At 66.5% G+C, this 25,693-nt stretch carries 25 protein-coding genes and 1 tRNA gene; 17 read left to right on the top strand and 9 right to left on the bottom strand.

Features of this window, described 5'->3' with window-relative positions:
* Positions 1-156 precede the first annotated feature (156 nt).
* The 4 genes from C8J45_RS01995 to C8J45_RS01980 all read left to right on the top strand — a co-directional run bounded on the left by C8J45_RS01995 (position 157) and on the right by C8J45_RS01980 (position 2,558).
* Entirely contained in the window at positions 157-435 is a 279-nt protein-coding gene (locus C8J45_RS01995; RefSeq protein WP_056060417.1) for an integration host factor subunit beta, read from the top strand.
* Between the two features lie 106 nt (positions 436-541).
* Positions 542-625 (top strand) — tRNA-Leu (locus C8J45_RS01990).
* Positions 626-654: 29 nt separating this feature from the next.
* Entirely contained in the window at positions 655-2,127 is a 1,473-nt protein-coding gene (locus C8J45_RS01985) for an ABC transporter substrate-binding protein (RefSeq protein ID WP_258191227.1), read from the top strand.
* A gap of 5 nt (positions 2,128-2,132) precedes the next feature.
* Complete coding sequence (locus C8J45_RS01980) at positions 2,133-2,558, top strand: DUF4112 domain-containing protein (protein ID WP_107961664.1); 426 nt, start codon at positions 2,133-2,135, stop codon at positions 2,556-2,558.
* Between the two features lie 37 nt (positions 2,559-2,595).
* Here the strand turns inward: C8J45_RS01980 and C8J45_RS01975 are convergent, their stop codons facing one another.
* Positions 2,596-4,038 carry a L,D-transpeptidase family protein gene (locus C8J45_RS01975; protein ID WP_258191226.1) on the bottom strand — a complete coding sequence of 481 codons (1,443 nt, stop codon included), beginning with the start codon at positions 4,036-4,038 and terminating at the stop codon, positions 2,596-2,598.
* Between the two features lie 174 nt (positions 4,039-4,212).
* Between C8J45_RS01975 and C8J45_RS01970 the strand changes: the two genes are divergently transcribed.
* The 4 genes from C8J45_RS01970 (at position 4,213) to pyrF (ending at position 8,375) form a co-directional block, all read left to right on the top strand.
* Positions 4,213-4,908, top strand: a complete 696-nt coding sequence (locus tag C8J45_RS01970) for an endonuclease/exonuclease/phosphatase family protein (protein WP_107961663.1) — start codon at positions 4,213-4,215, stop codon at positions 4,906-4,908.
* A gap of 36 nt (positions 4,909-4,944) precedes the next feature.
* Complete coding sequence (locus tag C8J45_RS01965; protein ID WP_107961662.1) at positions 4,945-7,233, top strand: patatin-like protein; 2,289 nt, start codon at positions 4,945-4,947, stop codon at positions 7,231-7,233.
* Between the two features lie 105 nt (positions 7,234-7,338).
* A complete protein-coding gene (locus C8J45_RS01960; protein WP_107961661.1) occupies positions 7,339-7,701 on the top strand; it encodes a lipopolysaccharide assembly protein LapA domain-containing protein in 363 nt (120 codons plus the stop codon).
* Positions 7,701-8,375 carry an orotidine-5'-phosphate decarboxylase gene (gene pyrF / locus C8J45_RS01955; protein ID WP_107961660.1) on the top strand — a complete coding sequence of 225 codons (675 nt, stop codon included), beginning with the start codon at positions 7,701-7,703 and terminating at the stop codon, positions 8,373-8,375. The genes C8J45_RS01960 and pyrF overlap by 1 nt, the downstream gene beginning before the upstream one ends.
* A gap of 23 nt (positions 8,376-8,398) precedes the next feature.
* On the opposite strand, the gene C8J45_RS01950 is transcribed toward pyrF, so the two are convergent.
* Complete coding sequence (locus tag C8J45_RS01950; protein ID WP_146168554.1) at positions 8,399-8,671, bottom strand: hypothetical protein; 273 nt, start codon at positions 8,669-8,671, stop codon at positions 8,399-8,401.
* A 66-nt stretch (positions 8,672-8,737) separates the two neighbouring features.
* Here C8J45_RS01950 and C8J45_RS01945 point away from each other — a divergent pair, with 66 nt between their 5' ends.
* The 7 genes from C8J45_RS01945 (at position 8,738) to C8J45_RS01915 (ending at position 15,302) form a co-directional block, all read left to right on the top strand.
* The gene (locus C8J45_RS01945; protein ID WP_107961658.1) at positions 8,738-9,547 is read left to right on the top strand and encodes an IS5 family transposase; all 810 of its coding nucleotides are present in this window, start codon (positions 8,738-8,740) and stop codon (positions 9,545-9,547) included.
* 142 nt (positions 9,548-9,689) lie between these two features.
* Positions 9,690-10,322, top strand: a complete 633-nt coding sequence (locus tag C8J45_RS01940; protein WP_107962188.1) for a phosphoribosylanthranilate isomerase — start codon at positions 9,690-9,692, stop codon at positions 10,320-10,322.
* Between the two features lie 97 nt (positions 10,323-10,419).
* Positions 10,420-11,658, top strand: a complete 1,239-nt coding sequence (trpB, locus tag C8J45_RS01935; protein ID WP_060526879.1) for a tryptophan synthase subunit beta — start codon at positions 10,420-10,422, stop codon at positions 11,656-11,658.
* Positions 11,655-12,467: a tryptophan synthase subunit alpha gene (gene trpA, locus C8J45_RS01930; RefSeq protein WP_107961657.1), complete on the top strand. Its 813-nt coding sequence runs from the start codon at positions 11,655-11,657 to the stop codon at positions 12,465-12,467. The genes trpB and trpA overlap by 4 nt, the downstream gene beginning before the upstream one ends.
* Positions 12,464-13,315, top strand: a complete 852-nt coding sequence (accD, locus tag C8J45_RS01925) for an acetyl-CoA carboxylase, carboxyltransferase subunit beta (RefSeq protein WP_056486848.1) — start codon at positions 12,464-12,466, stop codon at positions 13,313-13,315. Before trpA ends, accD begins: the two co-directional genes overlap by 4 nt.
* Positions 13,316-13,437: 122 nt before the next feature.
* Entirely contained in the window at positions 13,438-14,757 is a 1,320-nt protein-coding gene (locus C8J45_RS01920) for a folylpolyglutamate synthase/dihydrofolate synthase family protein (protein WP_107961656.1), read from the top strand.
* Between the two features lie 68 nt (positions 14,758-14,825).
* Entirely contained in the window at positions 14,826-15,302 is a 477-nt protein-coding gene (locus C8J45_RS01915) for a DUF6628 family protein (protein ID WP_244186687.1), read from the top strand.
* A 7-nt stretch (positions 15,303-15,309) separates the two neighbouring features.
* On the opposite strand, the gene C8J45_RS01910 is transcribed toward C8J45_RS01915, so the two are convergent.
* Both C8J45_RS01910 and C8J45_RS01905 read right to left on the bottom strand, forming a co-directional pair.
* Complete coding sequence (locus tag C8J45_RS01910; protein ID WP_107961655.1) at positions 15,310-16,641, bottom strand: MFS transporter; 1,332 nt, start codon at positions 16,639-16,641, stop codon at positions 15,310-15,312.
* An 87-nt stretch (positions 16,642-16,728) separates the two neighbouring features.
* On the bottom strand, positions 16,729-17,160 hold the full coding sequence (locus tag C8J45_RS01905; RefSeq protein ID WP_093396871.1) for a response regulator: 432 nt from the start codon (positions 17,158-17,160) through the stop codon (positions 16,729-16,731).
* A gap of 120 nt (positions 17,161-17,280) precedes the next feature.
* On the opposite strand from C8J45_RS01905, the gene C8J45_RS01900 reads away from it, so the two are divergent.
* Both C8J45_RS01900 and rsmD read left to right on the top strand, forming a co-directional pair.
* On the top strand, positions 17,281-18,861 hold the full coding sequence (locus C8J45_RS01900; RefSeq protein WP_107961654.1) for a pseudouridine synthase: 1,581 nt from the start codon (positions 17,281-17,283) through the stop codon (positions 18,859-18,861).
* Positions 18,861-19,403 carry a 16S rRNA (guanine(966)-N(2))-methyltransferase RsmD gene (gene rsmD, locus C8J45_RS01895; RefSeq protein WP_107961653.1) on the top strand — a complete coding sequence of 181 codons (543 nt, stop codon included), beginning with the start codon at positions 18,861-18,863 and terminating at the stop codon, positions 19,401-19,403. The genes C8J45_RS01900 and rsmD overlap by 1 nt, the downstream gene beginning before the upstream one ends.
* Before the next feature lie 33 nt (positions 19,404-19,436).
* Here the strand turns inward: rsmD and C8J45_RS01890 are convergent, their stop codons facing one another.
* The 5 genes from C8J45_RS01890 to secY all read right to left on the bottom strand — a co-directional run bounded on the left by C8J45_RS01890 (position 19,437) and on the right by secY (position 25,414).
* Positions 19,437-20,696, bottom strand: coding sequence for an MFS transporter (locus tag C8J45_RS01890; RefSeq protein WP_107961652.1), 1,260 nt, complete (start codon positions 20,694-20,696; stop codon positions 19,437-19,439).
* Positions 20,697-20,869: 173 nt separating this feature from the next.
* On the bottom strand, positions 20,870-22,216 hold the full coding sequence (locus tag C8J45_RS01885) for a HAMP domain-containing sensor histidine kinase (protein WP_181321062.1): 1,347 nt from the start codon (positions 22,214-22,216) through the stop codon (positions 20,870-20,872).
* Positions 22,213-22,905, bottom strand: coding sequence for a response regulator transcription factor (locus C8J45_RS01880; RefSeq protein WP_056050249.1), 693 nt, complete (start codon positions 22,903-22,905; stop codon positions 22,213-22,215). Before C8J45_RS01880 ends, C8J45_RS01885 begins: the two co-directional genes overlap by 4 nt.
* Positions 22,906-23,346: 441 nt before the next feature.
* Entirely contained in the window at positions 23,347-23,997 is a 651-nt protein-coding gene (locus C8J45_RS01875; RefSeq protein WP_107962186.1) for an adenylate kinase, read from the bottom strand.
* Positions 23,998-24,049: 52 nt separating this feature from the next.
* Positions 24,050-25,414 (bottom strand): preprotein translocase subunit SecY, encoded by a 1,365-nt coding sequence (gene secY, locus C8J45_RS01870; protein WP_055872627.1) that lies wholly within the window; start codon positions 25,412-25,414, stop codon positions 24,050-24,052.
* Positions 25,415-25,693 lie beyond the last annotated feature (279 nt).

Here is a 25,693-nt window from a genome sequence, read left to right as displayed (position 1 = left end):
AACGGCTTAACGAAGATTTGGCCCGGCATGTCTCGAACATGCCGGGCTTTTTCTTGTCTGAGTGCTTTTGGTTTTTGACTGTCCCCGAATTGGTGCTAATGACTCGCAGATTGACTTGTATCAATTAGTAAGCGCTTTAGATGGGCGGGGGCTCGAATGATCCGATCTGAACTGGTCCTTAAGATCGCTGAGGCGCATCCGGACCTACAGCCTAACGAAGTGGAGCTGATCGTCAGCACCTTCTTCGACGAGATATCGAAGCGACTGGCCGCCGACGGCCGGGTCGAACTGCGCGGTTTCGGCGCATTCTCCACGCGCGCACGCGATGCCCGTACGGGTCGCAACCCGCGTACCGGCGAAGTCGTCGAGGTCGAGGCCAAGCGCGTGCCGTATTTCAAACCCGGCAAGGAAATGCGCTCGCGCCTCAACGTGTGAGCGGTACCAACCCCGAACGCGGCGCGCGCGTCGGGGCAGAGAATATACGACGCTTCGAGCAAGATGGGTTGACCCTGCGCGCGACCTCGTCTTGTTGGGCCCGTGTGCGGACGTGGCGAAACCGGTAGACGCAGGAGACTTAAAATCTCCCTCCCTAGGAGTGCGGGTTCGAGTCCCGCCGTCCGCACCATTCGAGTTGCCCGGCGTACGCGTCGATTGATGCTCGCCGGCAGCCTGATGCTGGCAGGCTCCACGATGCTGGCCGGATGCGATCGACGGCCCGATACCGGTGCGGTGATCGTCAGCGCGATCGGGTCCGCACCACGCCTCGCCGACGCCAGCCGCGTCGCGCTCGACACCCCTGCCCGCCTGATGATGGATTCGACCGCGCAAGGACTCGTCCGGTTCGATGCCGCGGGTCAGATCGAGCCGGGCATCGCCGAGCGGTGGATCGTGATCGACAACGGCATGAGCTACATCTTCCGCCTGCGCGAGGGCGATTGGGGAGACGGCACGCCAGTCACCGCCGAGCAGGTCGTCGCCATGCTCAAGCGCCAGATCGGCGGCGCGATCGCTGCTGGAGGCAGCCACCATGATTCGCGCAACCCGCTGGCGCCATTCCTGACCGCGATCGACGAGATCGTCGTGATGACCCCGCAGGTCATCGAGGTGCGGCTGTCGCGACCTCGCCCGGATCTGCTCAAGCTGTTCGCGCAACCCGAACTCGCCTTGCTCCGACTTCGACCCTCGGGAGGTACCGGGCCGTTCCGGATCGCGCAGCGCGGGCGCGCGCCGCTGTTGCGTCCTGCGTTCGATCCAGGCCAGGCCGATCCCGACGATCAGCGCGAAGCGCGGCCACAAGAGGACGTGCGGCTGATCGGCGAACGCGCCGCCCGCGCCATCGCGCGCTTTGCCAACCGCGATTCCGATCTGGTCAGCGGCGGCAGTTTCGTCGACTGGCCGCTGCTGGCGACCGCAGACGTGGCACCGGCCAGCGTACGCGTCGATCCTGCGGTCGGCCTGTTCGGACTGGCGATCGTCCGCCGCGACGGCTTCCTCGCCGATGCCGGCAACCGCGCGGCAGTGTCGGAGGCGATCGATCGGACCGCGCTCACGACGGCGATCGCGTCCGCATGGGATCCCGCCGACCGCATCCTGCCCGACATCCTCGACTCCGCATCCTTGCCGCAGGTCCCCGCCTGGACGCTGTTGACGCAGGACGAACGCCGCGTCGCCGCGCGACGGCGGGTGACGGCGTGGACGGGCGGGCCGATCATGGTGCGGATCGCGCTCCCCGTCGGGCCGGGTGCGACGTTGCTGTACGCACAGGTCGCCGCGTCGCTGATGGCGGTCGGCATCACGCCCATGCGCGTCGGGATCGACGATGCCGCGGACCTGAAACTGGTCGATGCGGTCGCGCCCTACGACAGTGCGCGCTGGTATCTCGCCACCGCCTGCGTGACGTGTGGCGATGCCGCGCAGGCCGCGCTCGAAGCCGCGCGCGAGGCGCCGACGCTGGCGGAACGCGGCGTGCGGATCGCGGCGGCCGACGCGGCGATGAACGAGGACGTGGCGTTCATCCCGCTGGCTCGCCCCCTGCGCTGGTCGCTGGTCGCCGCCCGGCTTCGCCAGTGGCAGGCCAATAGTCGCGCGTGGCACCCGTTGAACCGGTTGCGCGCCGACACCAACTAGAAGTCATGAACCCACGCGCAACTCGCATAACGCCCGGCATCAACTTCAATGCCTTGCCCATGGGCCGCGACGCCTTGTCGGTCCGCCGCCGCGTCGAAGCGATGGAGCGCGTGATGGAGGGGCTGTTCGTCATCCCCGGCACCAACCGCAAGGTCGGCATGGACGTCATGCTCGACATCATACCGTTCGCCGGCAGCACGATCGCCGCCGCGGTCGGCACGTGGATGGCATGGGAAGCCCGCAACATCGGCATGTCGAAGATCCAGATGGCGCGGATGTTCGGCAACATCGGCATCGACTGGGCATTCGGGATGATTCCGTTCGTCGGCGCGATCCCCGACTTCTTCTTCCGCTCGAACACGCGCAACCTGCGGATCATCAAGCGCCATCTCGACAAGCACTACCCGTCGACCACCACGCTGGAGGGGTAAGGCCGCCGGCCCTCCCCTCCTCGACCGATCGGCGGATTTACGGACCGACGTCGGCGTCGCGCGCGGTCGGCTTGTAGGTCGCGCTCGAACCGAGGCCGAGCGCTACGGCGACCCGGTCGTTCCAGCCATACGGATCGGCGCGGATCACCGGTTCGCCCGTGTCGTCGAACAGCACCGTCTGGTATAGCAGCCTGACCGGAATTTCCTTCGGCAGCTTCACGAACGTCTCCTTGCCGGTCGCCCGCGCCTGGTGCCACTGGTCGGTGACCCCCTCGTCCTTGGCCAGCATCTCGGCGAACCCGAGCGCATCCTCGACGCGAACGCAGCCATGACTGCGCTGGCGCTGGATTTCGGCGAACAACTGCTTGGCAGGCGTATCGTGAAGGTAGATCGCGTGATCGTTCGTCATGTCGAACTTGACGAGGCCGAGCGAGTTCTTGGGGCCCGACTGCTGGACGAGCCAACCATCCTTCCACGCCAGATTGTTGGCGCGAAGATAGGCAGCCCCCTTGCCCGCCATCTCCTTCTTCTCGACCGACCGCGGCACCGTCCAGGTCGGGTTGGCAACGAGGCGGAAGATCGGCGAACCGAGCTGCGGCGTTTCCTTGTCGGGCTCGCCGACGACGACCTTGCGGCTGTCGACCAGCTTGCCGTCACGCCAGTAGCTCAGGCGGGCGGCGGCGAGGTTGACGTCGATCCGCGTTCCGGGCGCATTGCGATCGAGCCAGCGAAGCCGCTCCATGTTGACCGCGATCGCACGCGCACGGTCGGCATCGGACAAGTTCAGGATGCCCAGCGCCGCGGTGCCGATCATGCCATCGGGCTTGATCCCGTAATCCGCCTGCATCTTCTTGATCGCGAGGATCATCGCGGGGGTCAGCCGATCGCCCTGCGCCGCCGCACGATCGAGATAATCGAACGCGACGAGCTGCTGCGCGATTGCGGGTACGCGAGGGTCGGCCTGCCCCGGCTTGATCGCCTCGCCATTGTCCGGAATGACCTCACCCGCCGGCTGCTCCTGCTTGGGCAATGCGAGATAGGCCTTCGACAGCCGCGCATAATTGTCGTCCTGCGGCGCGAGGCTCGACAGCCACTTGCCGATATCCCCCGCCTGAAGCGCACCCGCCAGCCCTTGCGCGACATCCACCTTCGATCGGGGAACGGTGTACACGTCGAACAGCTTGGCGGGGTCCGTCGCGCCTTGCGCCAAAGCCGTGCCGTAGGCGATCGCCACCTTAGTCAGCGCCGCGTCGCCAGCGCCGGGTTGCGCGCTCGCATCGAAACTCATCCGGTCCAGACCATGGGCACCCCGCGCCGCGATCGCCTTGCGCAACTGCTCGGCGGTCGTCTTCGTCCAGCCTGCCGGCTTCGCGGCCGCCGCGGGCACTTGCTGGTTCGCAGCGGTCGTCGTCTTGACCTCGCAGCCCGAAAGCGCAGCCGTCATCGCCAGCAGCGATGCACCGATCGAAACAATACGCACCAAAATTTCCCCCAATGACCTGACCCGTGGCCTAAGAATGCACAACGCAGCACGCCGGCCCCTGCTCCACCCCGCGCATCCTGCTGCGAGATAAAGCCTGGGGCCGCCGCTTTTTCGGTCCGCGCGCCTCATTCTGCAACCCGGATCGCGCCCGTCGCGTTATACGCCGCACGCATGATCAAGGTCGCCAGCTACAATATCCACAAGGGCATCGGGCTCGATCGACGGCGTAACCCCGAGCGCGTGGTCGAGGTGCTGCGCGAGATCGATGCGGACGTGATTGCGTTGCAGGAGGCCGATCGGCGGTTCGGCGCGAAGGCCTGCGTCCTGCCGCATCATCTGCTCGAGGAGCATAGCGACTGGGTGCCGGTCGATTTCGGCCTGCGGTCGCTGAGCATGGGCTGGCACGGCAACGTCATCCTCGTCCGCAAGTCTGCAAAGGTCATCGACGGCGAGGCGATCCATCTGCCGGCGCTCGAACCGCGCGGCGCGGTAATGGCCGACGTGCGGCTCGCGGAGGATACGGTCCGCGTACTCGGCATGCACCTGGATCTGTCGGGGCTTTGGCGGCGCAAGCAGGCGGCGGCGATCCTGAACCATGTCGATACCTGCGCGCATCGTCACCCGACCGTGCTGATGGGCGACCTGAACGAATGGAGCGCAGGTGCCGGCTGCTTGCGCGATTTCGGACGCGACTATGCGTTTGCCGAAACCGGTGCGAGTTTTCATTCGCGCCGCGCGGTCGCACGGCTCGACCGCATCATGGTATCGCGGGACCTCAAGATCGTCGAATGCGGCGTGCATGCCAGCCCGGCGGCGCGGAAAGCGTCGGATCATCTGCCGATCTGGGCTATGCTGGAGCCCGTGTAATCGAACACCGACGAGCAGACGGGACGAGGATCTAGAATGCGCGAGAAAGAACTCCGCCTCGCGCTCGTCTGCTATGGCGGGATCAGCCTGGCAGTCTACATGCACGGCATCACCAAGGAAATCTGGCGGCTGGTCTGCGCGAGCCGCGGGTTCCACGACGGCGAAACCCCGAAGGGCGGCAGCGAGGGCGTCTATCACGCGCTGCTCCAGGAGATCGAAGAGCATGCGTCGATCCGCGTCCGCGTGCTCGCGGACATCATCGCCGGCGCGAGTGCGGGCGGGATCAACGGCATCTTCCTCGCGCAGGCGATCGCGACCGGGCAGAGCCTCGATCCGCTGACTGACCTCTGGATGACGTCGGCGGACGTCGAGGCGCTGATCGATACCGAGGCGGCGCCCAAGTCGCGATTCTCGAAGGCCTGGGCGATGCCGCTGGCGTGGATGGCGGCAGGGCGCAGCACGGACAAGGTCGAGGCGCTCGACGAGCCGACGCGCGAAGAGGTGCGGACCAAGCTGTCGCACTTCATCCGATCGCGCTGGTTCGAACCGCCGTTCGGGGGGAAGACCTTCACCAACCTGCTGCTCGACGCGTTCGATGCGATGGCGGCGAGCGACCGCGGACCGCGGCTGTTGCCGCCGGGCCAGCCGCTCGACCTGTTCGTGACGGTGACGGATTTTTCGGGCCATCCGGAGCGGTTGCAGCTCAACTCCCCGCCCGAAGTGGTCGAGACCGAGCACCGCCTGGTCGTCGATTTCACGGATAATGGTGGCGTTTGCGATACCCTGGCGCCTGCCGGCGAACTCGCCTTTGCGGCGCGGGCGACGTCGAGTTTTCCAGGTGCGTTCCCGCCGTTCACGGTGGCCGAACTCGACGGGGTGCTGAAGGATCGCAAGATCGCCTGGCCCGAACGCCGCGACTTCCTTGCACGCGTCCTGCCCCGCCATACCGCTGCCAACGCGGCCGAGAGCGCCGTGCTGATCGACGGCTCGGTGCTCGCCAACGCACCGTTCCGACCGGCGCTGGATGCGCTGAAGGAACGCCCTGCACGCCGTCAGATCGATCGGCGCTTCATCTACATAGACCCCTCCCCCGGCATCAAGCTCCGGCTCAATCGCGGCGAGGGCACGCCGGGGTTCTTCCAGACAATCATCGGCGCGATCAGCGACATTCCGCGCCAGCAGCCGATTCGCGACAATCTGGAGGCGATCGCAGAACGCTCGGCGCGGATCGACCGGATGCGCGGGATCCTGACCGCGATCCGCCCCGAAGTGGAGGCGGACGTCGAATCGCTGTTCGGCCACACGCTGTTCCTCGACCGGCCGACCGCGCCACGGCTGATCGCATGGCGGCGTCGCGCGCAGAAGGCCGCCGCTGTCAGTTCGGGCTATGGCTTCGTCGCGTACGGCCATCTTAAACGCAGCGCGGTGATCGAGACGCTGGCGTTGCTGTTGTTCGGTGCCGGAGAGCACCACCGGCCCCGGCGGCTGGCACAGATCCGCGCGGCGATCGTCGCGCACGTCGCCGCGTCGGGTGCCGACCTGCTTGGCTCGGGGCACGCGGGCGGGGCAAGCGCTGCGTCGATCGCGTTCCTGCGAACCTTCGACATCGGCTTTCGCATCCGCCGGCTGCGGCTGATGGCGCGGCGCCTGTCCGAGGTTGAGACGGCCGCCGACGAGCCCGAGCTGGGGCCGATGCGCGATGCGATCTACGAGTCGCTGTCGCCCTACCTCGATCGTCTGCGGGGTGAGATGCACGTCGGGCTGCACGACGCGGTGCGTGCGATGAGAGGCGACGCCACCGCCGTACTGGAAACGCTCGGCCGGACGTTCGATCTGGACCGGCTCGATGCGGAGACCGACCTGCGGCTGGCGGAGGCGTTCGCCGCCCTCGCGAAGCCTGCACGGCGGACGCTGTTGCTCGCCTATCTCGGCTTCCCGTATTTCGACACGGCGACCCTGCCGCTGCTGCAAGGCGAAGGCCTCGACGAGTTCGACCCGATCAAGGTCGACCGGATCGCGCCCGACGATGCGACCTCGATACGCTCGGGTGGAGCCGAGACGACGCTGAAAGGCATCCAGTTCGGGACGTTCGGCGCGTTCTTCAGTCGCGCCTACCGCGAGAATGATTACCTCTGGGGGCGCCTCCACGGGGCCGAGCGCATGATCGACATCACCGTCTCGACCTTGCCGCAGACGGTGCGGATGAAGCCCGGCCGCGTTGCCGCGATCAAGCGTTCCGCGTTCCTGGCGATCCTCGACGAGGAGGAGCCGAGGCTGACCACGATACTGCCGCTGATCGCGCAGTTGCGTACCGAAATCGGCTGACGGCGGCACTTCTTCGGTAGAAGACTGGCCAAACGGGCGATCTGGCGGTAGCTCTCGGGTCCCCATCGGCGCTTCGGCACCGAGGGACGCGATAGAGGTGGCCACATGCAGTTCCTGAAAATCCTGTTCTGGTGCCTGCTGGCGTTCATCGCCGCAGTGTTCACCATCAGCAACTGGAACGCGGTGCAGATCCAGCTCTGGGGTGGGCTGATCGCCGACGTGAACCTGCCGCTGCTGCTGCTGGTGACGTTCCTGATCGGGTTCGTCCCGACAATGATCTACAATCACGCGATCCGGTGGCGGCTGCGTCAGCGCCTCGCGACGTGCGAGCGTTCGCTGGCGGACCTGCGTACGCCGCGGGCCGAGACAGTGGTTGCGGTGCCGGCGGTTGGGGTGCCGGCAGATACGTCCGCAATCGTTACGCCGACCACCGTTACACCAACCACCATTCCGCCGAGCGTCGCCTGATGACCAACCGTATCTTCGTCGCGCTCGACACGCCCGACCTCGCCCGCGCCAAGGCCCTCGCAACTCGCGTTCGCCATCATGTCGGCGGGATCAAGCTCGGCCTCGAATTCTTTTCCGCGCATGGCCAGCCCGGCGTGCATGCGATGGCGGAATTCGGCCTGCCGATCTTCCTCGACCTGAAGCTGCACGACATTCCGAACACGGTCGCCAAGGCAGTGCAGGCCTTGGGCGCGCTCGAACCAGCGATCCTGACGGTCCATGCCAGCGGCGGTCGCGCGATGCTGGAGGATGCCAAGGCAGCGGCACCGATCGGCACCAAGGTCATCGCGGTCACGATGCTGACGAGCCTGGACGCGTCCGATCTCGTGGCGACCGGCGTAGTCGGCAGCGCGCACGACCAGGTCACGCGGTTGACCGAGCTTGCCTGCGAGGCAGGCGTCGACGGTATCGTATGTTCGGGCGCCGAAGTCGCGGCAGCCAAGGCGATCTGGCCCAAGGGGTTCTTCGTCGTCCCCGGCGTACGCCTTCCCGATGGCCAGATCGGCGACCAGAAACGCGTCGTCACGCCGCGCCAGGCGATGGACGCCGGCGCCTCGATCCTGGTGGTCGGTCGCCCGATCACGCAGGCCGAGGACCCCGACACCGCCGCCCGCGCAATGGCCGCGACGCTCTGACGAGGGGGCGTACCTAGCCCCCTTTACCATTCGCCGCCGTTACCAGTTGGGACGGCAATCGCGCGGATAGCAGTCAGTATCTCGGGAAGGCAGAACCACACGGCCGAGAGCGCGATCCAGGTGATGGCCGTCATCCGCGCCCGCCAGCCTCGCAACGCCCCAGCGCCGACGTTCCAGTGGCCCCGCCGAACCGCGAACGCGGCGATCGTGAACATACCGCCATTTACCCATGCCCACGCTACCAGCCGATCGGTTGGCAACCACGACGTCAGCGAATAGCCGGTATAAATCCGCACCAATCCATCGATCGCGGCTAGAGGCTGTTATGGACTTGGAGGCGGGCCTGATTCATCCAGTATTGAATGAACATCTGCCGCAAGCCGTATCCGTCTGACGTCAGCACCGAGGAGTGGTCGCTGGTCGCGCCGTACCTATTGTTGCAGCGCGAGGATGCCGGGCAGAGAGAGCACGACCTGCGCGAAGTTTTCAACGGACTGCGTTACATCGTGAAGACGGGGGCGCCGTGGCGGTGGATGCCGAACGACCTTCCGCCCTGGGCGGCGGTGTACCAGCAGACGCAGCGCTGGCTGGCGGCGGGGTGCTTCGAAGCCTTGGTAGACGATCTGCGCGCGGTGTTACGCTTGGCCGCAGGCCGCAAGGCCGAGCCGACCGCCGCGATCATCGATAGCCGGACTCTGCGCTCCACGCCCGAGAGCGGCGAGCGTGCCGGCTATGACGGCGGGAAACGCAAGAAGGGCTCGAAGATTCACATGGCCGTCGACACGCTGGGTCATTTGCTGGCGCTCCACGTCACGCCGGCCAGCGCGGAGGATCGCGGCGAGGTGGAACGGCTCGCGAGGACCGTCCAAGCCGTCACCAACGACGCAGTCGAGCTCGCGTGGGTCGATCAGGGCTATACCGGCGCACGGGCTGCCAGCGCGGCGGCCAAGCATGGCATCGCGCTCGAGGTCGTCAAACTGCCTGAGGCCAAACGTGGCTTCGTCCTCCTGCCACGACGTTGGGTTGTCGAGCGATCATTCGCATGGGCGACACGCTTCCGACGTCTCGTCAAAGATTACGAGCGCTACGCCGAAACACTCGCAGGACTTCACGTCGTCGCCTTCGCTTGCCTAATGATGAAACAGGTCGCTGCCTTCGCCGCAGGTTCATAACACCCTCTAGATGGATGATGACGACCGGCAGTATCCAGCGCCCCGCGCCCGTCGCGAATTGACGATATTCGGACAGGTCGGTGGAATGGTCTTGATCAGACTGCACTGGTTTGGCCTCCACGAACGCACTAGCAAGACGCGCATGAAGAAAACGAAAATTTGCGGCCTCTCCACGCTCGCCACGCTCGACGCCGCGATCCGGCACGGCGCGAGTCATGTCGGGTTCGTCTTCTTTCCCGCCTCACCCCGCCACGTGACGTTTGCGAAGGCAGCCGAACTTGCCGCGCGCGTACCGGGCCATGTCGCCAAGGTGGGCGTGTTCGTCGATCCGGAGGACGACATGCTCGAACAGGCGGTCGGTTCGGCGGCACTGGACGTGCTGCAACTCCACAAGGTGACACCGCCACGCGCCGCCGCAATCCGCGCCAAGTTCGGGATCGAGACCTGGGTTGCGGTCGCGGTTCGCACGCGCGGCGATCTCGACGCGGCGCACGGGTTCGTCGGAGTCGCCGACCGCATCCTCTACGACGCGAAGACGCCGGACTCGGCCGCGATGCCCGGCGGGATGGGATTGCGGTTCGACTGGGACCTGCTCGACGGCTTCAGGCATCCGCTGCCCTGGGCACTCTCGGGCGGGCTCGATCCGACGAACGTGGCGGAGGCGATCCGGCGGACCGGCACGGAACTCGTCGACGTGTCTTCCGGGGTCGAAAGCGAACCCGGTACCAAGGACGAAGCCAGGATCGCGGCGTTCCTGAGGGCAACGACCTCCTGAGTTGTTCACCCGCGAAGGCGGGTGCCCAGACTGGATCCCCGTCTTCACGGGGATACAAGGGCTTGGCGCACCGTCCCGAGATGCTAAAGCGCTCCGCATGAACGCTCCCCTCGCCCCCAACTCCTACCGCGCCCAGCCCGACGAGCGCGGCCATTTCGGCGACTTCGGCGGCCGCTATGTCGCCGAGACGCTGATGCCGCTCGTCCTCGAACTCGACGAGGCGTACCGCGCGGCCAAGGCCGACCCCGCCTTCAAGGCGCAGTTCGACGACCTGCTCGAACATTATGTCGGCCGCCCGAGCCCGCTCTACTACGCGGAACGACTGACCGAAGCGCTCCGCGAATCCGCCCCCGAGGGGATGGGCGCTCAAGTCTGGTTCAAGCGCGACGAGCTCAACCACACCGGCGCGCACAAGATCAACAACTGCATCGGCCAGATCCTGCTGGCGATGCGGATGGGCAAGACGCGGATCATCGCCGAGACCGGCGCTGGCCAACACGGCGTCGCCACCGCCACGGTCTGCGCGCGCTTCGGCCTGCCTTGCGTGATCTACATGGGCGCGAAGGACGTCGAGCGTCAGGCGCCCAACGTGTTCCGCATGAAGCTGCTCGGCGCCGAGGTCCGCCCGGTCACGTCGGGCGCGCACACGCTGAAGGACGCAATGAACGAGGGCATGCGCGACTGGGTCGCCAACGTCCACGACACCTTCTACATCATCGGCACCGCTGCCGGCCCGCATCCGTATCCCGAGATGGTGCGCGATTTCCAGAGCGTGATCGGCACCGAGGCACGCGCTCAGATGCTCGAGCGCGTCGGTCGCCTGCCCGACATGCTGGTCGCAGCGATCGGTGGTGGCTCGAACGCCATCGGACTGTTCCATCCGTTCCTCGACGATGCCGACGTGCAGATGCTCGGCGTCGAGGCAGCGGGTCATGGCCTCGACAAGCAGCACGCGGCGAGCCTTGCGGGCGGTTTCCCCGGCGTGCTCCACGGCAACAAGACGTATCTGTTGCAGGACGAGGACGGCCAGATCACCGAGGCGCATTCGATCTCGGCCGGCTTGGATTATCCGGGCATTGGCCCCGAGCATGCGTGGCTACGCGATATCGGCCGCGTCCAGTATGACAGCGCCACCGACACGGAGGCGCTCGACGCCTTCCAGCTGTTGTGCCGGACCGAAGGCATCATCCCCGCGCTCGAACCATCGCACGCGATTGCGACCGTGACTAAGAAGGCGCGCGAGATGCGGCAGGACCAGATCATTCTCGCCAACCTGTGCGGCCGCGGCGACAAGGACATCTTCACCGTCGCCGAAGCACTCGGGGTGGCGATTTGAGCCGCCTCGCCGCCACCTTCGCGCACACGGCCGCCGCTGGCCGCGCCGCGCTCGTCGCGTTCGTGACCGCAGGCGATCCCACCACCGAGGCCACCGGCCCGATCCTCGACGCGCTCGTCGCGGGCGGGGCGGATGCGATCGAGCTCGGCATGCCGTTCACCGATCCGATGGCCGACGGCCCCGCTATCCAGGCCGCAAACATCCGCAGCCTGGCGCAAGGCACGCGCACTGCGGACATCCTCGCCACTGCCACCGCGTTCCGTGCGCGGCATCCGGACGTGCCGCTGGTGCTGATGGGCTATGGCAACCCGATGCTCCGGCGCGGCGCGGACTGGTTCGCCGAGGCGGCTGCCAACGCTGGCGTCGACGGCGTGATCTGCGTCGACGTACCGCCCGAAGAGGATGATGCGCTCGGCCCGCAGTTGCGTGCCGCCGGGATCGACCTGATCCGCCTCGCTACGCCCACCACCGATGCCGCCCGGCTGCCGACCGTGCTCGATGGGGCCAGCGGGTTCCTCTATTACGTCTCGGTCGCGGGAATCACCGGGCTCCAGCAGGCGCAGCAATCCTCGATCGAGGACGCCGTCGCTCGCCTCAAGGCACAGACCGACATCCCGATCGCGGTCGGCTTCGGCATCCGTACGCCCGAGCAGGCGGCGAACGTCGCGCGCGTCGCCGACGGCGTCGTCGTCGGCTCGGCGATCGTCGAACTCGTCGCACAGCACGGTGCCGCTGCGGCCGAGCCGGTCCGCGCCTATATCAAGTCTCTCGCCGACGCCGTCGCTTCGGCTCGAAAGGTTCCCGCATGAGCTGGCTCAACAGCGTCCGCAACGTTCTGCCCTTCGTCGCGAAGCGCGAGACGCCCGAGAATCTCTGGCACAAGTGCAAGGGCTGCGGGCAGATGGTCTTCACCAAGGAGCTGGAGGACAATCTGTATGTCTGCCCGAAATGCGATCATCACGACCGCATCGGGCCGAAGATTCGCTTCGCCCAGCTGTTCGACGAGGGTAGCTGCAGCGAACTGCCGGCGCCGAAGGTTCCCGAGGATCCACTCAAGTTCCGCGACCAGAAGCGGTATACCGATCGCCTGAAGGCCGCGCGGACCGATAACAGCGAGCAGGACGCATTGATCAACGCACGCGGCGCGATCGACGGCCACCGCGTCGTCGTCGGCGTGCAGGATTTCGGCTTCATGGGTGGCTCGATGGGCTTGGCGGTCGGCGAAGCATTCGTCCGCGGCGTCGAGGCGGCAATCGAGGACCGCGTTCCCTACGTGATCTTCACCGCATCGGGCGGCGCACGCATGCAGGAGGGCATTCTCAGCCTGATGCAGATGCCGCGCAGCACGGTCGCGATCCAGATGCTGCACGACGCCGGCCTCCCGTACATCGTCGTGCTCACCGACCCGACCTCGGGTGGCGTGATGGCGGCGTATGCGATGCTCGGCGACGTCCAGATCGCCGAGCCCAAGGCGACGCTGGCGTTCACCGGTCGCCGCGTGATCGAGAGCACGATCCGCGAGAAGCTGCCCGAGGATTTCCAGACGAGCGAATATTATCTCGAGCACGGGATGATCGACATGGTCGTGCACCGGAAGGACCTGCGCGAGCAGCTCGGTACGGTGATCGGGTATCTCAGCGCGCGCGAGGCCGCGTAACGAACCTACTCCCTCTCCCCTCCGGGGAGAGGGTCGGGGTGAGGGGCAGCCCAGCAGCGCCGCGCCCCGGTACAGCCCCTCACCCCAGCCCTCTCCCCGGAGGGGAGAGGGAGCCCAGAAGAATGCCCGACCACGCCGTTTCCTCGTCGCCCGCAGTTCAGGCGCAGCTCGACCGATTGACCGCATTGTCGCCCGGTGCGGACATTCTCGGTCTCGAGCGTATCACCGCGCTCCTGAGCCGCCTCGGCGACCCGCACCTCGATCTCCCCCCGGTGTTCCACGTCGCCGGCACCAACGGCAAAGGCTCGACCTGCGCGTTCCTCCGCGCCGCGATCGAAGCCGCCGGGCACAGTGTCCACGTCTATTCCTCGCCCCACCTCGTCCGCTTCAACGAGCGTATCCGTCTCGCGGGCAAGCTGATCGACGACGAGTTGCTCGCCGCCTTGTTGTCGGAAGTGCTCGACCACGCCGCCGACCTCCAGGCGAGCTTCTTCGAAGTCACCACCGCCGCCGCGTTCCTCGCCTTCGCGCGCACGCCCGCTGCCGCGACGATCGTCGAGGTCGGGCTTGGCGGCAGGCTCGATGCGACCAACGTCATTCCCAACCCGGTCGTCACCGGCATCGCCGCGCTCGGCATAGATCACCAGTCGTTCCTCGGCGACACGCTGCTGGAGATCGCCGGCGAGAAGGCAGGCATCGCCAAGCCCGGCGTGCCGCTCGTCACGATGAACTATCCCAAGGCCCTCCGCGCGAAGATCGCTGCGGTCGCCGATGCCGCCGGCGCACCCGTGTTCGCCCGCGGCACCGCCTGGAGCAGCGAGACCGCACGCTCGACCGTCCGCTACGAGGACACCGGCTTTTCGGTCGTCACCAACCGCCCCCGGCTCGTCGGCGCACACCAGTCTCGCAACCTCGCGCTCGCGATCGCGATGCTCCGTCACCAGGGCGCGCTGCACATCCCCGAAGCCGCGATGCGCGCCGCCGCCGACTGGGCGCACTGGCCCGCGCGGATGCAGCGATTGTCCGATGGCCCGCTGCTCGCGCGCTTGCCCAAGGGCAGCGAGTTGTGGCTCGACGGCGCACATAATCCCAACGCCGCGCAACCGGTCGCGCGCTCTCTGCGGACACTCGCCAAGGGCCGCCCGGTAACGCTGATCCTGGGCATGCTCGCGAACAAGGATGCAGATGCCGTGATCCGCATCCTGTCGCCATCGGTCGGCCATGTCATCGCCATCCCCGTCCCCGGCCACGCCCATCACGCGCCCGAGGAACTTGCGACGCTGGCCCGATCGTTCGGAAAGACCGCCGGAACAGACGCCACGCCGAGTGAAGCGCTAGCCTCGATCGCCGTGCAAACCGACCAGCCGCAACTCGTGCTGATCGCCGGCTCGCTCTACCTCGCCGGTGAAGTGCTCGCCGCAAACGACCAACCGCCGGACTAAGTTCTTATTGCTATTGACTATCAATAACCAACGGGCGACTTTGTGGGCACCACCACGGAGTCGCGTGAATGACCGATACCCGCCCCAATTCGACGACCAACTCGACGGCCGCCTCGACACAGACCATCGCCAGCGCGACCTCGCTGCTGCCCCATGCGCTACCGCCTTGTGAAAACGCGCGAATCGCCTTGTTCGCGATGCGGCGGATGGGCGCACACGGCCTCGCCGACGCCCGCGCATCGCACACGATGTTCACTGCGTTCGGGCAAGGCTTCCGTCGCCCGCTGGTCCTGCTGAGGGCACTGATGGCGGACCTTGCCGGTACTTCGGCGGGTACGATCGCGATCGCCCCGTGCTGCTGCGCGCGGATGACGCCGGCGGAATCGGCGATGCTGTCGGTGCTCGCGCGCGTCGAAACTGCGCCCGAGATCGCACGCTATCTTATGGCCGACCTGCTCGGCGTCCGTCGCATCGACGGCGTCCTCGCCAGCGCCGCCGCGGTCGCAGCGGCGTTTGCCGACGAGGGACGCCCGATCACGGTGTAGCGGTGGGCTAGACCGGATCGCCGGCGCGGGCGTCGCCTTCACCCTCGACGCCCGCGCTGCCGATCGAACGGTCGATCATCCCCGACCGACTCATCCACCAGAACAGGACGATGCCCGGCAGCGCGAGGGCGGTCGTCAGTAGATAGAAATCGACATAGCCGAATGCCTCGATCAAGGCACCGGCAGTGGTGCCGGTGACGATCCGTCCGACGATACTTGCCGCCGCCGAGATCAGCGCGAACTGCGCCGCGGTGAAGCGCAGATCGCACAGCGCCGAAAAGTACGCGATCACGACGACGCCGCCAAAACCGCTCGACGCGTTCTCGAAGCCGATCGCTGCCGCCATGCCGAAGTTCGAGTGCCCAGCCGCCGCCAGCGCCGCGAACGACAGGTTCGAGACGCCCATCAGCACCAGCGACAGCAGCACCGATCGCTTCATACCCATCCGCGCGTACAGGATGCCACCGATGAAGATGCCCACCAGATAGGCGATGAAGCCGATCCCGACATCGTAGAACGCGATCTCGTCGCCGGTGAAACCGAGGTCGTCGAACAGCAGCCGCAGCGTCAGATTGGCGAGCGTGTCGCCGACCTTGAAAATCAGGATGAAGGCGAGGACGATGAACGCCCCTTCGCGCGAGAAGAACTGGACGAACGGCCCCCATATCGCGCGAAAGCCCTCCGCGAGACCGCGGCGTTCGATCGGCGGACGGCGGCGTTCGGGCTCGCCCAGCACCAAACCCGCCAAGACCGCGGGCAATGCAAAGACGACGCACGCCAGATAGGCCGCGTTCCACCCGGCGCGCTCGGCAACGACCAGTGCCAACGCCCCCGAACCCGCCGAGCCGATCCGCCAGCCATATTGGCTCATTCCCGACCCGACGCCCAGTTGGCGAGGTTCGAGCGTCTCGATCCGGAATGCGTCGATCACGACGTCGAAGGTTGCCCCAGCCGCGCCGACCAGGATCGCCGCGGTTGCTGTCGCTGCAATGCTCGCGGCAGGATCGACCAAGGCAAGATTGATCACCGCCGCGACGACAAGCGCGGCGGTCACGATCAACCACGAAACGCGTTGGCCCAGTCTCCCGATGATCGGCAGCCGGACGCCATCGACCACCCACGCCCACAGGAACTTCAGATTGTAGACAAGGAAGGCGAGGCTGAACGCCGTCACCGTCTTCTTGTCGATACCACTAGCCGCGAGCCGCGTCGTCAGCGTCGCGCCGATCATCGCATACGGAAAGCCCGAGGATATGCCGAGCGCCAATGCTCCCAGCGGCGCCTTCTCCGCATACGGCCGGAAGCCGTCGCTCCAGCGCTTGCCTACGGTTCCGTTCATCGCACTTACGCTCCCCACTCGCTCGCGCGGACCCTAACGGGAAATCGCGGATGCGCTACCCGTCAGGCGATGGAGCGTGGGGAAACGTCACGCCGTCCGCGGAAACAACGTGAAGCCAGACGGTACGCGTGTCGGCTTGCGGCCACCGAGCATTGCCTCGATCGCCTCGATCGCGGCGATCAGGTCGCGCGGCATGTACGGCTTGGCCATGCAGCCTGCGGCCAACGTAGTCGCCTCGACCGGGCAGCTTCCCGTCACGAACATCACCGGCACACCGCGAGCCTGTGCCGCACGTGCGACGTCGATACCCGAGCCATCCGCGAGGTTGACGTCAACGAGCACCAGATCGATCACCGTGTCGCTCGCCAGGATCGGAAGCGCCTCGGCCACCCGGTCGATAGTCGCGACGATCGTGAACTTTGCGTCGGTCAGGAAATATTCGGTATCGAACGCGACCAGTGGCTCGTCCTCGACCACGAGGAGCCGGACGATCTGCCGCTTCTTCTTCCCGAACAACATCGCCGAAAGACCCCCGGATGCGAACGAAGGATCGTTACGCTCGCGTGTCCTAACGCGCTTGCGGGCGAACGGTCGCAAATATTTTCGCGCTGGACGCCGATCCATAGTATCAGCCGCGCCATGACGACTTCAAAAGACGATAACCCGACTGCCAGCCCGTCGAACGACGCGCCCGCAACCTCCTCCGAAACGCCGGCCGCACCGATCAAGGGCGACCGTATCGCCAAGCTGCTCGCCCGTGCGGGGATCGCCTCGCGCCGCGATATCGAGCGGATGATCGCCGAGGGGCGCGTCGCGCTCAACGGCAGCATTCTCGACACGCCCGCGACCATCCTGCGCAACCTCAACGGCGTGACGGTCGACGGCGACCCGGTCGAAGCTCCGAGTTCGGCTCGGCTGTTCCTGTATCACAAGCCGACCGGGCTGCTCGTCACCGAGCGCGATCCCGCCGGTCGCACGACGATTTACGATCGCCTGCCGCAGGATCTGCCGCGGCTGGTGCCGGTCGGGCGGCTCGATCTCAACACCGAGGGACTGTTGCTGATGACCACCGATGGTGGGCTCAAGCGCCAGCTCGAGCTACCCGCGACGGGTGTCGAGCGTGCCTATCGTGCGCGTGCGTATGGCAACATCACGCAGCCGCAGCTTGAGGAACTGATCGAGGGTATCGAGATCGAAGGCGTGCGCTACGGCTCGATCAACGCGAATATCGAGCGGCGCACTGGTGCCAACGTCTGGATCGAGATGATCCTGACCGAGGGCAAGAACCGTGAAGTCCGCCGCGTGCTGGAGCATCTCGGATTGCAGGTCTCGCGGCTGATCCGGACACGTTATGGCCCGTTCGTGCTCGGCGACCTACCGCCTGGGCAGATCGGCGAAGTGCTCCAGCATGACGTCGTCGCGTTCCAGAAGGAACTCGCGAAGGGACGGCCCGAGGGTCCGGGCGCGCGCGCGAACATCGGGATCAGCGCGAGCGCCGGTGCGGGCGCCGGTATCGGTGCGCGGTCCAGCCAGCGTGGCAGCAACGCGGCCCGGCCTGCTCCGACGGCACGGCCGGCGCCGGGTGCGCGTCCGGTTTCGGGGGCGCGGCCAGCTGCTGGCGTGCGTACGCCGGTTCGCAGTCCGTATGCGGCGCCTGCGAGCTCGGGTTTTTCAAGCGGCGCGGTACCGACCGATCGGCCTTCGCGACCGGCACGTCCGGAGCGGATTCGCCCGACCGCGGCGATGCAGCGCGGCGACGTCAACGATCCCTGGGCGCGGCCCGATGTGCGGAATGTCGCGCGGCCGACCGGGACGCATCATGCCCGGCCGACGAGTGGCGAGACGTCCAAGCCGTATGTGCGGCAGGAGCGTGCGGATCGCGGCGAGGAGCTGAGCACGAGCCCCAAGATCAAGCATTTCCGCGCCGCCAAGCCTCCGCGGGAGCGCGCTGCGCCGTCGCGCGTCGGAGCGGGCGCTACGGTGCAGCGTCAGGAACAACCGCGGGGCTTCCGTCCGCAGGCCGACGATTCGCGGGGGCGCAGTTCGCTCGACAAGCGCGCGGCGCGGAGTGCCAGCGGGCGTCCGGGCGCCGAGCCACGGCCAGTGCGGTCGGAGAGTCCGGCGCGGCCTGAACGCGGCAGTCGTCCTACTGCGCCTGGCAAGGGTCCGTCGGGAGGCCGCGGTCATCCGCCCCGTGCACCACGTGGAGGGAAGCGCTGATGCGGATCATCGCAGGCCAATGGCGCGGTCGCCCTATCGTCGCGCCGAAGGGTGACTCCACGCGTCCCACTGCCGACCGGATGCGCGAGACGTTGTTCTCCATGCTGACGAGCCGCGTCGGGAGCTTCGAAGGGTTGGCGGTCGCCGATCTGTTCGCCGGCTCGGGCGCGCTCGGGATCGAGGCACTCTCGCGCGGTGCAGCGACGTGCATGTTCGTCGAATCGGACAAGCTGGCGGTCGACTCGCTGAAGGCCAACCTTGCCAAGCTGGAGATCCGCGGTGATGTCCGCGCAACGTCGGTGATGGCGCTCGGGCCCGCGCCGGCGCCGCTCGACGTGATCCTGATGGACCCGCCGTACAGCACCGGTGCCGGACTGGTCGCGCTCGACAAGCTGTCGCGACTGGGTTGGGTCGGGCCGGCGACGTGGATCAGCCTGGAGACGGCGAAGGCCGAGGTCGTCGAACTGGCGGGCTTCGAGGTCGACGCCACACGCGTGCACGGCAAGGCGCGGCTGACGCTGTTGCGGCCAGTGTCGGCGTAAAAGAATGCTCTCCCGCAAAAGCGGGAGAGCATTCTACCTCTCGGTCGTGCGGCCGAGGATCAACAGCCCACCAAGGCTCAGCACCCCGGCCGCCATCAGATACCCGCCGACCAGCCACAACCCATGCGGGGCCAGTGCCTCCGCGACGATCGGCGCCAGCGCACCGCCCAGCACGCCGCCAAGATTGAACGTCATCGACACGCCGGTGTAGCGCACCCCCGCCGGAAACAGGCTCGGCAACCAGCCACCGAGCGGGCCGTAGGCGAACCCCATCACGAACAGCGCGCCCGACAGCCACAGCCACACCGTGAACAGCGATCCGGAGCCCAGCATCGGCCCCATCAGCGCGCCGACGCCGATGCACCCGGCAAACCCAATCGCCAGCATCCGTGCTGCTGAATGCCGGTCCGCGAGCACGCTAGCTACGATCACGCCGCCCGCCAGGAACCAGATCGCGACCAGTTCGACGCCGAGGAACGCCTCGCGCGAATAGCCGAGCGTCTTGGTGCCGTAACCAAGCGCGAATGCGGTCGCGAGGTAGAACAGCGCGAAGCATGCGATGACGCCGAACGTGCCCGCCAGCGTCGCACGAAGATGCTGTGTGAGAAGTGTTGCGATCGGCACCTTGGGCAGTGCCTCGGTAGCCTCCGCTTCCAGGAAGGCGGGAGTCTCGGTCAGCTTCAGCCGCACCCACAGGCCAAGCCCAACGAGGATCGCGCTGAGCAGGAACGGGATGCGCCAGCCCCAAGCCAAGAACTGCGCCTCGTCCAGCACGAGTCCGATGATCAGGAACAGCCCGTTCGCGGCAAGGAAGCCGACCGGTGCGCCGAGCGGTGGGAACATGCCCCAGGTGTTCTTGCGGTGCGGCGGCGCGTTCTCGACCGCCAGTAACGCCGCCCCACCCCATTCGCCGCCAAGCCCGAGCCCCTGCCCAAGCCGCATCAGGCACAACAGAGCGGGGGCGATCCAGCCGACCTGCGCATAAGTGGGAAGGAAGGCGATCCCGACGGTCGATCCGCCCATCAGCAACAGCGACGCAACGAGCGTGGACTTGCGCCCGATCCGGTCGCCGAAATGCCCGAACACGATCGCGCCGACGGGGCGTGCAACGAAGGCCAAGCCGAACGTCGCATAGCTCAGCAGCAACTGCGCCGAGGCGGACTGTCCCGAAAAGAACAGCGGCCCGAACACGAGCGCAGCAGCGGTCGCGTAGATGTAGAAATCGTAGAACTCGACCGCGGTGCCGACCAGGCTGGCGGCGAGGATGCGGCGGTGGGAGGCTAGCGTCGTCATGAACACGGTCTCGCCGCGGTCGCTGTGTAGGTCAACCGGTTGCCACTGCTAATCCCCCCCCGCCAGGGGGAGGTGGCGCGTAGCGACGGAGGGGGAGGACACGCGACCGAGCGTTACCTTTTCCTCCCCCTCCGTCTGGCAAGCGCCAGTCACCTCCCCCTTGCGGGGGAGGATCAGACTGGGAGGACTATGCGTGCGACCAAGCCTGGGGCGTTGTCGGCGAGTTCGAAGTGGCCATCGTGGAGCCGCGCGACGGCTTCGATCAGCGCCATCCCGAGCCCTGCGCCTGGGGTGGACCGCGCACTGTCGAGGCGGCCGAAGCGCTTCAACGCCTGTGCACGGTCGGAGGCGGCGATGCCGGGGCCGCGGTCCTCGACCTGGATCGCGACGCCGTCGGTGCGGTGGACGATCCGGAGCGTGACTTCGCCACCGCCGGCGCCGTGACGGAGCGCGTTGTCGATCAAGTTGGTAATCGCCTGGCTGATGAGTTCGCGATGCAGCTTCATCGACGGCGGGCGGTCGTCGATCGCGATCGTAAAGACGAGGCCTGCATCCTCCGCGACGGGCGCGTAGAGTTCGCCGATCTCCTCCAGCAGGTTCGCGGGCGAGACCTCGATGAAGCGGTCTCGCGAGACGGAGCCCGAGCGGCTGATCTCGATCACCATCGTCAGCATCCGCATCACCAGGTCGGTTTCGACCAGGAGGCCGCCCAGCGCCGCTTCCCGAGCGTCGGGATCGGCGATCAGCACCGCCTGCTCGGTCTTGGTGCGCAAGCGCGCGAGCGGCGAGCGGAGGTCGTGTGCGAGGCTGTCGGTAACGATCCGCAGTTCGGCCATCACGCCTTCGAGCTTGCCGAGCATGACGTTGAGGCGGGCGGCAAGGCGGTCGAACGCGTCACCCCCGCCCGCGATCATATCGACGCGGCGAGACAGGTCGCCTTCGCCGGCCGCCTCGATCGCCTTGGCGATGCCGTCGAGTCGGCGGCTGACGTATCGCGTGAGGACCAGCCCGCCGACCACGCCGAGCGCGAGCGACAGGAACACGGCGACCGCGAGTGCGCGTTCGATCGCGCGTTCCTCCGCGGCGATGAGGTCGAGATTGCGGCCGGTCAGGAGCCAGTAGCTGCCGAGCGGATGGAGCGCGTACCCTGTCTCGCGTGCGGACCAGAGTTCGTCGGCGCCGAGTCGTGCGATGCGAAACTGCGTGATGCGGAGCGGGACTGCGAGCCGTTCAGGCGCGATGCCGACGACTGCCCTGCCCTTCGGGTCGACTACCGCGAGGACGAGCGACACGTCGCCGGGGACGACTGCGCTGTCGATCGCCTGGCGGATCGCGGGGAGGCCACCGTTACGCCAGACCGCGCGCAGGGCTTCCGATTGTTCAGTGGTCTCGCGCCGGATTGCGTCGATCGCGTCCGCGCTGGTGGTCTTCCAGACGAAGCCGACCAGCGCGAGGTTGGAAATCAGCGCAAGCGCGATCGAGAGGAGCGCAATTCGCGCTGTTACCGAGAGGCGAATCACCCTTCTACGGCGAGCCGATAGCCTGCGCCGCGGACCGTGTGGAGGATCGGCGTCGGGAAACCTTCCTCGAGCTTGCGGCGAAGGCGACCGATATGGACGTCGACCACGTTCGAGCCCGGATCGAAGTGATAGTTCCAGATCTTCTCGAGCATCATCGTGCGTGTCACGACCTGGCCGGCATGACGGGCGAGGAATTCCAGCAGGTTGAACTCACGGGCGCCGAGCGGGATCGAGCGGCCGGCGCGGGAGACCGCGCGGGCGAGCAGATCGATCTCAAGGTCACCGACGGAGAGCTTGGTCTTCTGCGGCTCGGTCGCGGCGCGGTCGGAGCGGCGGAGCATGGCCTCGATTCGGGCGGAGAGTTCGGCGAACGAGAAGGGCTTGCACAGATAATCGTCGGCGCCGGCCTTGAGCCCATCGACGCGGTCGTCGACGGCGGCGAGCGCGGACAGGATCAGGACGGGCGTGGCGATGCCAGCCGCGCGAATCGCGCTGACCATCGACAGGCCATCCAGGCCCGGCAGCATGCGATCCGCGATGATGAGGTCGAAGATGCCCTCGCTTGCCAGGAACAGGCCGTCGCGGCCGTCTGCACAGGCTTCGATTGCATGGCCGGCCTCGGCCAAGCCCTTGGCAAGATAGGCGGATGTCGAGGCGTCGTCCTCGACGATCAGGATCTTGCGGCTCAACGCGGTATCACCTTCCCTACCACCGAAATCGGTCACTATCTCCTGCCCTTATAAACGGAAAGGCCGGCGGAAAGAACCCTTCCCGCCGGCCCCCACGGTACCCCCGGGAGTGACGGGCACCGATCTCTGGAAACTCATGCGACCGTTGCTGGCCACGTGTCGGTTCTAGGATCGGGCGGGGGTCAGGGCGATGACCGAGGAGTGACAATTTCGTCATGTTGATGTTGTTGTGGGGCTGAGACGAAAGCGTCCGAGAAATCCACCCAACTTGCTACCCCGTCATCCCGGCGAACGCCGGGACCATGGTTGCGGAGTGGGTGGTGGTAGTTCGCTATCGCTTGGTCCGCCGTATCCGTGGGTCCCGGCGTTCGCCGGGATGACGGAGGGGGCGCGCAAAGGCGTGAGCCCAGTTTGGGCTCACGCCTTTGCGGCGGAACATGCCTACTTCTTGTCGAGGATCGCAGCGATCGCCGAGCCCACGTGCGCAATGTCGGCCATGCCGTCGACGCGGTGGACCAAGCCCCGTGCGTCGTAGATGGGCAGGATCGGTGCCGTCTTCGCGCGGTATTCGGCCATGCGGTTATGGACCGTTTCCGCATTGTCGTCGGGACGACGCTTGAACTCGGTCGAGCCGCAGACGTCGCAGACGCCGGCGACAACCGGCTTCTTGTAGCGATCGTGATAGCCCGTGCCGCATTTGGCGCAGGTGTAGCGGCCGACGACGCGGTCGATCAGCGCGGCTTCGTCGACGCCGAGTTCGATGACGTAGTCGAGCGTGCGACCGCGATCGGCAAGCAGACCGTCGAGCGCTTCGGCCTGCGCCGCGGTGCGCGGATAGCCGTCGAAGATGACGCCGTTCGCGGCATCTGGCTGATCGAGACGCTCGCCGATGATGCCCGACACGATCTCGTCCGAGACGAGACCGCCGGATTCCATGACGGACTTTGCCTGGAGGCCGACCGGCGTTCCGGCGGCGACGGCTGCGCGCAGCATGTCGCCGGTAGAAAGCTGCACCATGCCGCGCTCGTTGACGAGCGTGGCGGCTTGCGTGCCTTTGCCCGCGCCGGGCGGTCCAAGAAGGATGATATTCACGAAACGCACTCCCCTCGTTCGTGCAGGATTTTTACCGCGTTAGACCCGCAGCTTAACGAAGTCGATTGCCCTTGAGCTTCGCCTTCTTGATCAGGTCGCCATACTGGTGCGCCAGCAGGTGCGACTGGATCTGCGTCACCGTGTCCATCGTCACGTTGACGACGATCAGCAGGCTCGTACCACCGAGGTAGAACGGGATCTGCAATGCGGTCACCAGATATTCGGGCAACAGGCAGATGATCGTCAGATACGCCGCACCGATCACGGTGATGCGCGTCAGCACGTAATCGAAGTAATTCTCGGTGTTTTTGCCTGGGCGGATGCCGGGGATGAACCCGCCATTGCGCTTCAGATTGTCGGCGGTTTCCTCGGGGTTGAAGACGACCGCGGTGTAGAAGAACGAGAAGAAGATGATGCCGGCGCCGTACAGCAGCATGTACACGGGCGAGCCGTGCTGCAGGTACTGGTTGAGCGTAATGATGAAGTCACCCCACTTCGACTCACCCGCGACGCGCTGTCCGGCGAACTGCGAGATCGTCAGCGGCATCAGCAGAAGCGACGATGCGAAGATCGGCGGGATGACGCCGGCAGTGTTGATCTTCAGCGGCAGATGGCTGCGATCGGCCTGCATGCCGCGCTGCGTCTGGCGCTTGGGATACTGGATCAGGATGCGGCGCTGCGCTCGCTCCATGAAGCAGATGAACAGAATCAGCACGACCACCGCGACGACGATGCCGATCAGCTTGATTGGATCGAGCGAGCCCGAACGGCCGCCTTCGAGCAGGTTGACGAGCGTAACGGGCAGATGCGCGACGATGCCGGCCATGATGATCAACGAGACACCGTTGCCGATACCGCGGCTGGTGATCTGCTCGCCGAGCCACATCAGGAACATCGTACCGCCGATCAGCGAGATGACCGCGGCGACGCGGAACATCATACCGGGCTCGATAACCGCCTGGATGCCCTGCGCGGCGCCGAGCGTCTCAAGGCCGACGGCGATGAAATAGCCCTGCACTGCGGTCAGCCCGACGGTGCCGTAGCGCGTATACTGGTTGAGGCGCTTGCGGCCCGATTCGCCGTCCTTCTTGATGGCGGCGAGCGTCGGCGACAGCGAGGTCGCGAGCTGCACCACGATCGAGGCGGTGATGTAGGGCATCACGCCGAGCGCGATCAGCGACATGCGGCTGAGCGAACCTCCCGAGAAGGTGTTGAAGAAATCGAGCACGCCGCCCTGCGTCTGCTGCGAGAGCAAGCCGAGCGCGGTCGGGTCGACACCCGGCAGCGGGACATAGCTGAGCAGGCGGAAAATGATCAGCGCACCGATCGTGAACCACAACCGCTTCTTGAGGTCGGTCGCCTTCGCGAATTTCGAAAGGCTGATGCTTTGCGCCATCTGGTCGGCTGCGGATGCCATGCGTGTGATCGTCCTGGAAACAAAGAAGGCGGGATGCGTTGTGACCGCCCCCGCCGCTCATATAGGCGCACGGGCGCGCTTGTCTAATGGCTAGGTGGCATATGGATGAGTGGGGGAACCATCTCGTCCATCGATTTACCCTGCCACACGGGTTACCCCGGACCAAGAAACCCCATCCCGTTCGTCCCGAGTAGACGTCGAGCTTGTCGAAACGGCGTATCGAAGGACCGGCCCGCTTGGGTCTTGTACCTCGATAAAAGTTCTCGACTGCGCTCGACC

It is taken from the genome of Sphingomonas sp. PP-CE-3G-477, assembly GCF_003050745.1.
GTDB lineage: Bacteria > Pseudomonadota > Alphaproteobacteria > Sphingomonadales > Sphingomonadaceae > Sphingomonas.
Note: the sequence above shows the minus strand (reverse complement) of the source record. Positions and strands in the feature narration are given on the sequence as shown.